Raw genomic sequence first — 13740 nt, 5'->3', positions numbered from 1 at the left:
TATTTATACACGTTTAGGGTATATGCACCGGACCACCGGACATCCTTGTTTTCATGCGCGGCCACAAGCGGCGCTTCCATAAGATGTGAGGTAGGTATGGTCCGGAACACAATCACCCCAGTGCAGATCGCCAGGGCATTGCGTGCAGCCAAGGAGCGGCACTGATGTCCAGTCTGGCAGATGCAAACGTCCAGAGTGACCTGGACATCGCCCCGCTGTTGTTGCCCGCAAAAGTCTTGCGCAATGACGCTCAAGCCATTAAGGCGGCCCACGAGCTGGCGCAAGTCGCCCGCCTGCAAGCGGCCAAACGTGACCGGCAGCGCAAGCTCCCATGGTCTGAAATAGAACAGTTCACCCGCAGCGGCCTGGGCAGCATTTCCATCCCCCGCGAGTACGGTGGCCCGCAGGTTTCGTTCGTTACCCTGGCCGAGGTTTTCGCGATCATTTCCGCGGCAGACCCGGCACTTGGGCAGATCCCGCAAAACCAGTTCGGCATTCTTAACCTGGTGCTCGGCAGCGCCACCGAGGCGCAGAAAAAACAGCTGTTCAAAAGCGTCCTCGACGGCTGGCGCATCGGCAATGCCGGGCCGGAACGCGGCACCAAGAACACCCTGGAACTGAAGGCGCGCATCACCGCTGACGGCGTCCTCAACGGCCAGAAGTTCTATTCCACCGGCGCACTGTTCGCCCATTGGGTCGCAGTCAAAGCGTTGAACGATGACGGCAAGCAAGTGCTGGCTTTCATCCGGCGCGGCACACCTGGATTGCGCATCGTCGATGACTGGTCCGGGTTTGGTCAGCGCACCACCGCCAGCGGCACGATTTTGCTCAACAACGTGCAGGCCGATCCTGAACTGGTGGTGGATAACTGGCGGATCAATGACACGCCGAACATCCAGGGTGCCGTCTCGCAGCTGATTCAAGCGGCCATCGACGCCGGTATCGCCCGAGGCGCCATCGACGACGCCATCGACTTCGTGAAAACCCGCGCCCGGCCGTGGATCGACGCCAAGGTCGAGCGGGCCAGCGATGACCTGTACGTGATCGCCGATATCGGCAGATTGAAAATCGAATTGCACGCCGCCCAAGCGCTGCTGCGCAAGGCCGGGCAAGTGCTCGATGATGTCAGCGCCGCACCTTTCACCGCCGAGTCCGCCGCCCGCGCCTCGATTGCCGTGGCCGAAGCCAAAGTGCTGACCACCGAGATTTCGCTGCTGGCCAGCGAAAAGCTGCTCGAACTGGCCGGCAGCCGCGCGACCCTCGCCGAATTCAACCTCGACCGCCACTGGCGCAACGCCCGGGTGCACACCCTGCACGATCCGGTGCGCTGGAAGTATCACGCGGTCGGCGCCTATCGCCTCAACGGCACGCTGCCCAATCGCCATTCCTGGATCTGACGACCAGAACACTTTTTACCAGAGCTCTGGAGAAACACATGACAAGTTCTCACCACGTCGCGGTCATCACCAGCGATGAGCAAGCCCTGGTCGTCGCCAGCGACCTTGCCGAAGACTTTAAACGCGACAGCGCCACACGCGACCGTTTACGCCGCTTGCCACACCCGGAACTGGAAGTGTTTTCCCGCTCGGGCCTGTGGGGCATCAGTGTGCCAAAGGAATACGGCGGCGCCGGTGTTTCCAACGTCACCCTGGCCAAGGTCATCGCCTTGATCGCCCGGGCCGACGGCTCCCTGGGGCAGATCCCGCAGAACCATTTCTATGCCCTCGAAGTACTGCGGGTGAACGGCAGCCACGAGCAGAAGCAACGCCTGTACGCCGAGGTTTTGGCCGGTCAGCGCTTCGGCAATGCGTTGGCGGAACTCGGCACCAAAACCGCACACGATCGCGTCACCAGCCTGACTCGCGACGGCAGCGGCTATCGCATCAATGGTCGCAAGTTCTACGCCACGGGCGCGATCTACGCCCAGCGCATTCCCACCTCGGTGGTGGATGAAAACGGCGTACAGCAACTGGCGTTCGTCCCGCGCAACAGCAAGGGCCTGAGCGTAATCGACGACTGGAGCGGCTTCGGCCAGCGCACCACCGGCAGCGGTTCGGTGGTGTTCGAAGATGTCTACGTCGCCGGCGAAGATGTGATCCCCTTTCAAAGCGCTTTCGAACGCCCGACCCCGGTCGGCCCGCTGGCGCAGATTCTCCATGCTGCCATCGACACCGGCATCGCCCGCGCCGCGTATGAAGATGCGCTGCATTTCGTGCGCACCAAAACCCGGCCATGGATCGACGCCACCCACGAAAAAGCCACGGACGATCCGCTGACCCTCAAGAGCTTCGGCCACCTGAGCATTCGCCTGCACGCCGCCGAGGCATTGCTGGAGCGGGCCGGTGAATACCTCGACGAGGCCCAGGCCGACACCCATGCACAGACCGTCGCGGCCGCCTCGATTGCCGTCGCCGAAGCCCGCGCCCTCAGTACCGAAATCTCCCTGGCCGCCGGCAGCACACTGTTCGAACTGGCCGGCAGCCAGGCAACCCTGATCGAACACGGCCTCGACCGCCACTGGCGCAACGCCCGGGTACACACCTTGCACGACCCGGTGCGCTGGAAGTACCACGCCGTGGGCAATTACTACCTCAACGATGAAAACCCGCCACTGCGGGGGACCATCTGAATGGCCAAGAAAAAGATCCTGCTCAATGCCTTCAACATGAACTGCATCGGGCACATCAACCATGGCTTGTGGACGCACCCGCGCGATACGTCCACCCGCTACAACACGATCGAATACTGGACCGAACTGGCGCAGCTGCTGGAGCGCGGGCTGTTCGACGGCCTGTTCATCGCCGACATCGTCGGGGTCTACGACGTCTACCAGAACTCGGTGGACGTGCCGTTGAAAGAGTCGATCCAGTTGCCGGTCAACGATCCGCTGCTGCTGGTCTCGGCCATGGCTGCAGTGACGAAAAACCTCGGCTTCGGCCTGACCGCCAACCTCACCTACGAAGCGCCGTATCTGTTCGCCCGCCGCCTGTCGACGCTGGATCACCTGAGTCGTGGGCGTGTCGGCTGGAACATCGTCACCGGCTATCTCGACAGCGCCGCCAAGGCCATGGGTCTGAGCGAACAGGTCGAGCATGACCGTCGTTATGACCAGGCCGACGAGTACCTGGAGGTGCTCTACAAACTCCTGGAAGGCAGTTGGGAAAATGGCGCGGTGCTCAACGATCCACGGCAGCGGATCTACGCGCAGCCAGACAAAGTGCACAAGGTCGAGCACAAGGGCGAGTTCTATCAGGTCGAGGGTTATCACCTCTGTGAGCCCTCGCCACAGCGCACGCCGGTGCTGTTCCAGGCCGGCAGTTCGGATCGCGGTTTGCTGTTCGCCGGGCGACATGCCGAGTGCGTGTTCATCAGCGGCCAGACCAAGGCATCGACCAAGGCGCAGGTGGACAAGGTGCGCGCCGCGGCCGCCTCCGCCGGACGCAATCCCGAGGACATCAAGGTGTTCATGGGCCTGAACGTGATCGTTGGCGCCACCGAAGAGCGGGCCTGGGCCAAGCACGCCGAATACCTGAGCTACGCCAGTGCCGAGGCCGGCGTGGCGCACTTTTCGGCGTCCACCGGAATCGATTTTTCCCAATATGAAATCGACGAGCCGATCCAGTACGTGAAGAGCAACGCGATCCAGTCCGCCACCAAACACCTGCAAAACAACGACTGGACACGCCGCAAATTGCTGGAACAACACGCCCTCGGCGGGCGCTACATCACCGTGGTCGGCTCACCGCAGCAAGTGGCGGATGAACTGGAATCCTGGATCGCCGAAACCGGGCTGGATGGTTTCAACCTGACGCGGATTGTCACGCCGGAAAGCTATGAGGATTTCATCGAACTGGTGATCCCCGAGTTGCAACGGCGGGGCTCGTACAAGACGGCGTACGACAGCGGTACCTTGCGCGAAAAGCTGTTTCAGCGAGAGGCGCATTTGCCTGAGCAACATACCGGCTCCCACTACCGACACTAAACCCTGTGGCGAGGGAGCTTGCTCCCGCTCGACTGCGTAGCAGTCGCAAATCTGCCGATCCGATTTGTCTGTCACACCTTATCGGATGTTTTCAGGGCTGCTTCGCAGCCCAGCGGGAGCAAGCTCCCTCGCCACAAATGTGAACCCAATACTGACAATTGACTGGATAACTCATCATGAAAAAGAACTACCTCTCCCACCCAGTCAAAGCACTGGCCCTGGCCCTCGGCCTGTTCAGCTCGGTAACCTTCGCCGCCGACGCCCCACTGAAAATCGGCACCACCGCCGCCTTCGCCATTCCCCTTGAAGCGGCGGTCGAAGAAGCCGGCAAACAAGGCCTGAAAGTCGAACTGGTGGAGTTCAGCGACTGGATCGCACCGAACGTCAGCCTGGCTTCAGGTGACATCGACGTGAACTACTTCCAGCACATCCCGTTCCTGGAAAACGCCAAGGCTGCGGCCGGTTTCGACCTGGTGCCTTTCGCGCCGGGAATCATCAACAACGTCGGCCTCTACTCGAAGAAATACAAAAGCTTCGACGAACTGCCGCAAGGCGCCAGCGTGGCCATCGCCAACGATCCGATCAACAGCGGTCGTGGCTTGCAGTTGCTGGCCAAGGCCGGCCTGATCACCCTCAAGCCCGGCGTCGGCTACAAGGCCACCGAAGAAGACATCATCGCCAACCCGAAGCACATCAAGATCCTCCAGGTCGAAGCCGTGCAACTGGTGCGTGCCTATGACGACGCCGATCTGGTGCAGGGCTACCCGGCCTACATTCGCTTGTCGAAAACCTTCGACACGGGCTCTGCGCTGCTGTTCGACGGCCTCGATCACAAGGAATACGTGATTCAGTTCGTGATCCAGCCCAAGAGCAAAACCGACCCGCGCCTGATCAAGTTCGTCGACATCTACCAGCACTCACCCGCTGTGCGCGCCGCGCTGGATAAGGCCCACGGCAAGCTCTATCAAGCCGGCTGGGAAAGCTGAACATGACCGCCGCCTTCCAACGGCGACTGGAGCCTCCAGAGCCTCAACGCGCTGAACAAACCGAGCTGCATCCCGAGCTCAATCGTGCTCATGTGCGCTTCATCAATCTGGGTAAAACCTACAACGGCCAGCAAGGCCCGGTGGCCGCGTTGCACGGCATCGACCTGGCGATCCAGCGCGGCGAAGTGTTCGGCATCATCGGTCGCAGCGGTGCTGGCAAGTCGTCGCTGATCCGCACCATCAATCGCCTGGAACAGCCGAGCAGCGGTCGGGTGCTGATCGACCAAGTGGACATCGGCGAGTTCGATGAGGACCGCTTGGTGGCGCTGCGTCGACGCATCGGCATGATCTTCCAGCACTTCAACCTGATGTCGGCCAAGACCGTTTGGCAGAACGTCGAGCTGCCGCTAAAAGTCGCCGGTGTGCCCAAGGAGCAACGGGAGCAGAAGGTCCGTGAACTGCTGGAACTGGTGGGTTTGCAGGCCAAACACAAGGCTTACCCGGCGCAGTTGTCCGGCGGGCAGAAACAGCGCGTGGGCATTGCCCGGGCGCTGGTGCATGACCCGGAAATTCTGTTGTGCGACGAAGCCACCTCGGCTCTGGATCCGGAAACCACGCAGTCGATCCTCGGCCTGCTGCGCGAGATCAATCAGCGCCTGGGCCTGACCATTGTGCTGATCACCCACGAGATGGCGGTGATCCGTGAGATCTGTGATCGCGTGGTTGTCCTGGAGCATGGGCGCATCGTCGAGCAAGGCCCGGTGTGGGAAGTGTTCGGCAATCCGCAGCATGAGGTCAGCAAGACATTGCTGGCGCCTTTGCAACACGCATTACCCAAAGAGCTGCAGAGCCGTTTGCAGCCGCAGCCAAATTCCCCAGACGCCGCGGTGGTGTTGCGCTTGCAGTTCACCGGCAGCCAACGCGACGAACCGGATCTGGCGGCACTGTTCAGCGCCCTCGGAGGCCGTGTGCGATTGCTGCAAGGCGGCGTGGAACGGATTCAGGGTCATGCCCTCGGGCAACTGCTTCTGGCGGTGACTGGCTCGACTCTCGGTGCCGAGCAATTGCGTCAACGCGCCGGCCATTGGGCGCAACAGGTGGAGGTACTGGGCTATGTGGTTTGACCGCTTGCTGCAAGGTTTTATCGACACGTTCCTGATGGTCGGCGTGTCGTCGTTGATCGCGCTGTTGGCGGGTATTCCGCTGGCGGTGATCCTGGTCACCAGTTCCAGGGGCGGCATCTACGAAGCCCCGGCACTGAACCGCGCGCTGGGTGCATTCGTGAATTTGTTCCGCTCGATTCCGTTCCTGATTTTGATGGTGGCGCTGATTCCGTTCACCCGATTGATCGTCGGCACCACCTACGGCGTATGGGCGGCCGTGGTGCCGTTGACCATCGCCGCTACGCCATTCTTTGCGCGCATTGCCGAAGTCAGCTTGCGCGAGGTCGATCATGGACTGATCGAAGCGGCGCAAGCCATGGGCTGTCGGCGCTGGCACATCGTTTGGCATGTGTTGTTGCCTGAGGCGCTGCCCGGGATTGTGGGCGGGTTCACCATCACCTTGGTCACCATGATCAACTCCTCGGCCATGGCCGGGGCGATTGGCGCCGGTGGACTGGGGGACATTGCCTATCGGTATGGGTATCAGCGCTTTGACAGCCAGATTATGCTGACGGTGATTGTGTTGCTGGTGGCGGTGGTGGCGGTGATTCAACTCGGTGGGGATCGGTTGGCGCGGGGGTTGAACAAGCGCTGACGAGCTGAAGGTCACCGGGCTTTTGTGGCGAGGGAGCTTGCTCCCGCTGGGCTGCAAAGCAGCCCCAAACCATTCAGTGCGGTGTGTCAGTGAAATTCAGGTGTCAGATTTTGCGATTGCTACGCGATCGAGCGGGAGCAAGCTCCCTCGCCACAGGTGATCACAGACTTCCAGAGGGAAGTTTTCGTACAGGGAAATCAGCCGTTCCGCAGGCTCGTTCCCTTTCTTTTGCAGGACATTTCCTAGATCATTTCGCTCGCTTGCGCCTGCCAAATCCGGTGGCTAGTCTCGGTCCGTCACTGCTCATCAGTGATCGGGTTTAGTAGCCCGGAACAATAGGCGCATAGCGATTCCATGCTCATGTCCGGCAAATTTTGCCGCATGCAGAATATGGTGGCTGTGCGTGGGGCACCTTCGGGTGCACCGGTTTTTCCTATTGACCGGCCTACTAACCTGCGTACAGCCGCCACCCAATCGTTTAGTAGGCGATAAGTGATGGCTCCCATGCAGCAATAGGAGCAACACTCATGAAAAAATCCGTTCCCGATCCACCTCCCGAAAATCCCACAAACGAAACCGTCACCGACGATTTGCTCAGGGATCGTTCCGCGCTTTACCGCGCCATCGATTTCCACCTCACCGGCAAGCAACCCACACCCCCCGATGAAATGCGCTTCTACAACGTCAGCAAGGACGTGAGTTTTGAAGACACCCAGCTCTATGTCGCCGATCTGCTGCGCTGTGCTTCGGTCACGGCGTATCAGTGTGGCGACCAACTGAAGGGCGCCGACCGGGCGATGGTGTACTCGATCTGGCATTTGCTGGAGATTGCCAAGGCGATGGTGGATCACTCCATTGAGTGTTTGGGGATGAAGAAGGACTGAGCCAAGGCCAAAAGATCGCAGCCTTCGGCAGCTCCTACAGAGTTTGGCGTTCACACGTAGGAGCTGCCGCAGGCTGCGATCTTTCAAAGCGCGAAAGCGCTTATAGTCAACACATCTCCTTTTTCCTGCGCAGCCGACCATGAAGCAAACACCCGACGACCTCGAACAGATCACTACCACGACCCTGGGCCACTACAACTCGACGGCCGAAAGTTTCCGAGAAGGCACCCGTGATCACGACGTCAGCCAGAACATCGATGCCCTGCTCCGGCACATTCAGGGCGAAGCGCCTTTCGACATTCTCGATTTTGGCTGCGGGCCGGGACGTGATCTGCAGACGTTCACCCGCATGGGCCACAAGGCGGTCGGCCTCGACGGTTCGGAAAAGTTCGCGCAGATGGCCCGTGAGGACAGCGGTTGCGAGGTGTGGCAGCAGGACTTCCTGAAGCTTGATCTGCCGGCCGAGCGTTTCGACGGAATTTTTGCCAACGCGGTGCTGTTTCATGTTCCGCGTCAGGAATTACCACGGGTGTTGAAGCAATTGTGGGGAGCGCTGAAACCGGGTGGTGTGTTGTTCAGTTCCAATCCCCGTGGCGAAAATCAGGAAGGCTGGAACGGACCGCGTTATGGGTCGTATCACGACCTGGCGGCCTGGCAGCATTTGTTGATAGAGGCGGGGTTTGTGGAGCTGGAGCATTACTACCGGCCGGCCGGGCTGCCGCGAGAGCAGCAGCCTTGGTTGGCGAGTGTCTGGCGTAAGGCTGTGTAGTCAATTCGGACGCCATCGCGAGCCTGCTCGCGATGAGCGCGAAGCGCTCGCCCTTACTGCGCCTCCTTTTTCGGCTCGCGAATCTTGTACCAGGCCACATACAACGCTGGCAAAAACAGCAGCGTCAGCAAGGTGGCGATGACGATCCCGCCGATCATCGCGTAGGCCATCGGCCCCCAGAACACTTCCCGGGCAATCGGGATCATCCCCATGCTCGCCGCCGCGGCGGTCAGCAGAATCGGTCGACGTCGATGCTCGGTGGCCTGCACCACCGCATCCCACGGCGCGTAGCCCTTCTGCTCGTACTCTTCGATCTGGGTCACCAGGATCACCGAGTTACGGATGATGATACCGATCAGCGCCAGGATCCCGAGGATCGCCACGAAGCCCATCGGCGTACCGGTAGGCACCAGCGCGATCACCACGCCAATCAGCCCCAGCGGCGCGACACTGGCCACCAGGAACAGCTTCTGCACGCTGTGCAGCTGGATCATCAGGAAGGTCGCCATCATGAACAGCATCAGCGGCACCACCTTGGCAATCGGCCCCTGGGCCTTGCCGCTTTCCTCCACCGTACCACCGGTGGCGACCTTGTAGCCCGCCGGCAGTTTGGCTGCGAAAGCGTCGATGGATGGCTTGAGGATTTTCACCAGGTCCGTCGGCTGGATCTCGTCACGAATCGCCGCCTTGATGGTGATGGTCGGCAGGCGATCCCTACGCCATACCAACGGTTGCTCCAGTTCGTAGCGCACCGTGGCAAATGCCAGCAATGGAATCGACGTGCCACTAGGCGTGACGATTTGCAGGTTCTGCAGGGTTTCGGGCGTTCCGCGCTCGGAATCCACCGCGCGCCCGACCACGTTGATCAGGTAAATGTCGTCATCGACCTGAGTCACCGTCTGGCCGCTGACAATGCCGTTCATCAGGTTGGCCACATCCTCGGAAGACAGCCCCAATTGCCGCGCCTTGTCCTGGGCGATGTCGATGCGCAGGACTTTGCCCGGCTCGTTCCAGTCGTAGATGATCTCGCCAACGTGCGGGTTCTTGTCCAGCTCAGTGGCCAGGTCGATGGCATGTCGGCGTACCTGGTCGATGTCCTTGCCGCTGACCCGGTACTGGATCGGACGCCCTACCGGCGGGCCCATTTCCAGTGCCTGGACATAACCGCCGATGCCGACGAAGTCGTTGCGCAAGCGCTCGCGAAGCTTCTGCATCATGGCTTCACGGGTATGGCCTTTGCTGACGATCACCAACTGCGCGTAGAACGGGTTTTGCAGTTGCTGGTCCAGTGGCAGGTAGAAACGGATCGCGCCCTGACCGACGTAGGTGCTCCAGCGCACGATGTCCGGATCGTCCTTGAGCGTGGCTTCAAGGCGATCGACAGCCCGGCGGGTTTCGTCGAGCGAGGCGTTTTGCGGCAGGTTCAGATCAACCAGGATTTCCGGACGATCCGAAGACGGGAAGAACTGGTTCTGCACGTAACGCATGCTGAACAGCGCCAACACAAAACACAGCACCGTAATGCCGATGGCCCACCAGCGATTGCGCATGCACCACAGCAGCCCACCGTTGAACGCCTTGCCGATGCGCCCGGGTTCACCTTCATGGGGCTTCACGTTGGCACTGAGAATGTGCACGCCGATCACCGGCGCAAACAGCACCGCCACTACCCACGACACCAGCATCGCGCAGGCAATTACCGCAAACAGGGTGTAGGTGTACTCACCGGCGGAGCTGGCGTTCAAGCCGATCGGCACGAAGCCCGCCACTGTCACCAGCGTACCGGTGAGCATCGGGAACGCCGTGGAGGTGTAGGCAAAGGTCGCCGCCTGCTCCTTGGTCTCGCCCATCTCCAGGCGCGTGACCATCATTTCCACGGTGATCATCGCATCGTCCACCAGCAGGCCGAGGGCGATGATCAGTGCACCGAGGGAAATCCGCTGCATGGTGATGCCACTGTATTCCATGAACACAAACACCATCGCCAACACCAACGGGATCGAGCACGCCACCACCAGCCCGGCGCGCACGCCGAGGCTGACGAAGCTGACCAGCAACACGATCACCACCGCCTCGAATAAGGCACTGGTAAAACCGCCGACGGCCTCTTCCACCACTACGGCCTGGTCGGAGACGTTGTAAATGCCGACACCCACCGGCAGGTCGGCGGTCAACTGGTCCATCCGGGCGTGCAAGGCCTTGCCGAACGCCTGGACGTTGCCCCCCGTCTGCATGGCAATCGCCAGGCCGATGGCCTGTTTGCCGTTGTAGCGGAATTCCGGCGAGGCCGGATCGACATAGCCGCGACGAATTTCGGCAATGTCGGCCAGACGATAGTAGCGGTCGTTGAGCTTGAGATTGACCTCGGCCAGGTCTTTCTCCGAAGCGAACTTCCCTGAAGTGCGCACCGAAATCCGCTCCGGCCCGGCCTCGATGACACCCGCCGGGGTCACGGCGTTCTGGGTTTGCAGGCTCTGCACCACCTGACGCTCATCGATACCCAGCGCTGCGAGTTTGCGTGTGGAGAAGTTCAGGTACAGCACTTCATCCTGCTGGCCGACCATTTCGATTTTGCCCAACCCCGGCACGCCGCGAATTTCCATGCGTGCCTGTTCCACGTAGTCGCGCAACTGACGCAGGGTCAGGCCGTCGGCGGTGAAGGCGTAGATCGAGCCGAAGACGTCACCGAACTCGTCGTTGAACGACGGTCCTTGTATGCCTTGCGGGAACTGGTACTTGATGTCGTTGATCTTCTTGCGTACCTGATACCAGATCTCCGGAATGTCCTTGGCACTGGTGGTGTCGCGCAGGTACACATACACCGTGGACTCACCGGGGCGCGTGTAGCTTTTCACATAGTCGAGGGAGTCGAGTTCTTCGAGCTTCTTCTCGATCCGGTCAGTGATCTGCTTGAGGGTTTCCTCCTGGGTCGCCCCCGGCCATTTGCTCTGGATCACCATGGTCTTGATGGTGAACGAAGGGTCTTCTTCGCGCCCCAGGTTGAAGTACGAGAACACACCCATCAGCAATGCGACGAACATCAGATACCAGATGAACGACTGATGCTTGAGGGCCCATTCCGAGAGGTTGAAAGGCCCTTTCATTGACTGTCCTCGTCGATTTTCACTTGCTGCCCCGGTTTGAGGCTGTTCACACCGGCACTGACCACCCGCTCGCCGTTCTTCACGCCGCCAGCCAGCACCACGGTGCTGTCGGTACGGCTGATCACCTGGATGTCACGGGGAGAGACGGTTTTACTCTGTGCATCAATCACCCAGATACGTGGTTTGCCATCGACCTCCTGCAGTGCGGTGACCGGCAATTCGATACGCGGCTTGATCGCCGAACTCAGGGTGACGCTGATGGCCGTACCCAGGCGAAAGCCCGGTGGCGTTTCGGCCAGGGTCAGGCGGGCGCGACGGGTGCGTGTGGCGCTTTGAGCCTTGGGTTCGATTTCGCGGATGATGGCGGTGGTGTTGATGCTCGGGTCCAACTGCGCAGCGACCAGGAACACCACATCGCTGGGCAGTTGATCGACCAGGGTATCGGGCAGGTCGATCACCGCTTCCTTGATGTCTGGTTGCGCCAGGGTCACCACTTGCTGACCGGCCGACACCACTTGCCCGGCCTCGGCACTCCACTGGGTGACCACGGCTTTATGGTCGGCGCGCAGTTCGGTGTAGCCCAGTTGGTCCTTGCTCTGGTTGACGGCCGCCCGGGCCTGATCGAGTGAAGCCTGGGTGGTTTTCAGGTCGGTATTGGCCTCGTCGAGTTGCGCTTGCGCGCCAACCCCACGGTCAAACAAGGCTTGCTGGCGCTGGGCCGTGGCCTTGGCGTTGATCAGTTGCGCCTGGATTTTCGACAGATCGCCCTGGGCCGAGCGCAATTGGTTCTGCTGGTCGGAAGGATCGAGGGTGGCAAGCAGCGTACCCTTCTCCACCTCGGTGCCGACATCAACGTTACGGCTGGCGATTCGCCCACCCACACGGAAACCGGTATCGGTTTCATAGCGCGCCTGGATGCTGCCGGCGAAGCGGCCCAGGTCCTCTTCATTCAAGGTCTGGACCTTGATCGACAGCACCGGCCGTACCGGCGCCGGCGGCGGTTCGCTTTTGGAACAGGCGCTCAGCACCAGCCCGATGGACAACGCCCATAAAGGCTTCATGGCTTGGCTCCCCACGTCAGATCCTTGTAAGTGTTTTCGGCAATTTCGACTTCCATGTCCGGGTGCAAGAGTTGTCCGCCCGCGATGATGACTTTGTCGCCGTCCTTCAACCCGTCGCTGATGATGATCTTGCCAGTCAGGTAGCGGCTGACGGTGACCGAATGCAATTGGGCCTTGCCCTTGTCGTCGACAATCCAGACAGCAGGCTCACTGATGTTTTTGGTCAGTGCCGACCACGGCAACTCGATGACCGACTTGCCCGATCCCCTGGCCGTGGCACTCACCACCGAGCCCAACTGCATGCCGTCGGGCAGTTTGTCGAGACCGACCTTGACCTGCACGGTGCCGGATTGCGCCGACACCGAGGGGGTGACTTCGCGCACGGTGCCGGTGGTCTTGATCGCCGGGTTGTCGAGCAGGCTGAGGACGATGGTTTGATCTTTCGGCTTCTCGGCCAGCAGTGATTCATAGACGTTGAACACCGCATCCCGGTCGCCGTCACGGGCCAGGCTGAAGACCGGCATGGTTGCCTGCACCACCTGGCCAACCTCTGCCTGGCGCTCGGTAATGATCCCCGGCGCATCGGCGATCAGTGCCGTATAGCTCAGTTGATCCTTGGCATTGGCCAACTGCGCCTTGGCGGCGCTCAAGGCACTCTGACTACTGTGCAAGGCTGCCTGGGCCGAGTCGTATTCGCTCTGGCTGGTGTAACCCTTGGGCAGCAGTTTTTGCTGGCGCACGAACGCCGCCGCACTCTGGGTCACCCGCGCCTGTTCGGCGACGACTTGCGCCTGGGCCGAATCGACACTGGTCTGTAGATCCTTCGGGTCGAGCCGGGCCAGCACTTGTTTGGCTGTCACTCGATCACCGACGTCAACCGAGCGCTGGATGATCTTGCCCCCTACACGAAAAGACAGCTCCGTCTGTATCCGTGCCTGGATATCACCGGTGAGGGTAATCGAGGCCGCGTAATCCGCCGGCTTGACGACTTGCACGAACACCCGTGGCAGGTATTCCTGCACGGGCTTTTTTTCGTCGCAAGCCGTCAGCAGGGTGACGACACTCAAGGCCATTACTACTTTCAATCCGGGAACCACCATGCAAACTCCTTGGCCTTTTTCACGTACAACACGACAGAGAGCTTAGAACAGGATGGGAACCTTGCACGAGCGTCTTATGAAGAAAAAGTTCACACT

Annotated in this window: 11 protein-coding genes; 8 read left to right on the top strand and 3 right to left on the bottom strand. The window is 60.6% G+C overall.

The features are described 5' to 3' along the window. Positions 1-164 precede the first annotated feature (164 nt). From ACM6G4_RS16350 to ACM6G4_RS16315, 8 genes are all read left to right on the top strand, one after another. On the top strand, positions 165-1397 hold the full coding sequence (locus tag ACM6G4_RS16350) for an SfnB family sulfur acquisition oxidoreductase (RefSeq protein WP_056726936.1): 1233 nt from the start codon (positions 165-167) through the stop codon (positions 1395-1397). Between the two features lie 38 nt (positions 1398-1435). Then, on the top strand, positions 1436-2629 hold the full coding sequence (locus ACM6G4_RS16345) for an SfnB family sulfur acquisition oxidoreductase (RefSeq protein WP_414914111.1): 1194 nt from the start codon (positions 1436-1438) through the stop codon (positions 2627-2629). After that, on the top strand, positions 2630-3982 hold the full coding sequence (locus ACM6G4_RS16340; RefSeq protein ID WP_414914110.1) for an LLM class flavin-dependent oxidoreductase: 1353 nt from the start codon (positions 2630-2632) through the stop codon (positions 3980-3982). It abuts the gene before it with no gap. Between the two features lie 176 nt (positions 3983-4158). Then, complete coding sequence (locus ACM6G4_RS16335) at positions 4159-4968, top strand: MetQ/NlpA family ABC transporter substrate-binding protein (protein WP_414914109.1); 810 nt, start codon at positions 4159-4161, stop codon at positions 4966-4968. A 2-nt stretch (positions 4969-4970) separates the two neighbouring features. After that, positions 4971-6092 (top strand): methionine ABC transporter ATP-binding protein, encoded by a 1122-nt coding sequence (locus tag ACM6G4_RS16330; RefSeq protein ID WP_414914108.1) that lies wholly within the window; start codon positions 4971-4973, stop codon positions 6090-6092. Beyond that, positions 6082-6726: a methionine ABC transporter permease gene (locus ACM6G4_RS16325; RefSeq protein ID WP_056726941.1), complete on the top strand. Its 645-nt coding sequence runs from the start codon at positions 6082-6084 to the stop codon at positions 6724-6726. The genes ACM6G4_RS16330 and ACM6G4_RS16325 overlap by 11 nt, the downstream gene beginning before the upstream one ends. A gap of 527 nt (positions 6727-7253) precedes the next feature. After that, the gene (locus ACM6G4_RS16320) at positions 7254-7610 is read left to right on the top strand and encodes a DUF6124 family protein (RefSeq protein WP_414914107.1); all 357 of its coding nucleotides are present in this window, start codon (positions 7254-7256) and stop codon (positions 7608-7610) included. A 139-nt stretch (positions 7611-7749) separates the two neighbouring features. Continuing rightward, positions 7750-8379 carry a class I SAM-dependent methyltransferase gene (locus tag ACM6G4_RS16315; RefSeq protein ID WP_414914106.1) on the top strand — a complete coding sequence of 210 codons (630 nt, stop codon included), beginning with the start codon at positions 7750-7752 and terminating at the stop codon, positions 8377-8379. Between the two features lie 53 nt (positions 8380-8432). Here the strand turns inward: ACM6G4_RS16315 and ACM6G4_RS16310 are convergent, their stop codons facing one another. Genes ACM6G4_RS16310 through ACM6G4_RS16300 form a run of 3 tightly spaced genes read right to left on the bottom strand, consistent with a single transcriptional unit; the run spans position 8433 to position 13644 of the window. Then, positions 8433-11483: an efflux RND transporter permease subunit gene (locus tag ACM6G4_RS16310; RefSeq protein WP_056726944.1), complete on the bottom strand. Its 3051-nt coding sequence runs from the start codon at positions 11481-11483 to the stop codon at positions 8433-8435. Further along, positions 11480-12544: an efflux RND transporter periplasmic adaptor subunit gene (locus ACM6G4_RS16305; RefSeq protein ID WP_056726945.1), complete on the bottom strand. Its 1065-nt coding sequence runs from the start codon at positions 12542-12544 to the stop codon at positions 11480-11482. Before ACM6G4_RS16305 ends, ACM6G4_RS16310 begins: the two co-directional genes overlap by 4 nt. Continuing rightward, positions 12541-13644 carry an efflux RND transporter periplasmic adaptor subunit gene (locus tag ACM6G4_RS16300; protein WP_056726946.1) on the bottom strand — a complete coding sequence of 368 codons (1104 nt, stop codon included), beginning with the start codon at positions 13642-13644 and terminating at the stop codon, positions 12541-12543. The genes ACM6G4_RS16305 and ACM6G4_RS16300 overlap by 4 nt, the downstream gene beginning before the upstream one ends. Between the last annotated feature and the right edge of the window lie 96 nt (positions 13645-13740).

The sequence above is a fragment of the Pseudomonas sp. IT-P258 genome (assembly GCF_949767825.1).
In the GTDB taxonomy this organism is placed as follows: Bacteria; Pseudomonadota; Gammaproteobacteria; order Pseudomonadales; family Pseudomonadaceae; genus Aquipseudomonas; species Aquipseudomonas monachiensis.
The sequence above is the reverse complement of the archived record's forward strand: the minus strand, read 5'-3'. Positions and strand labels throughout refer to the sequence as shown.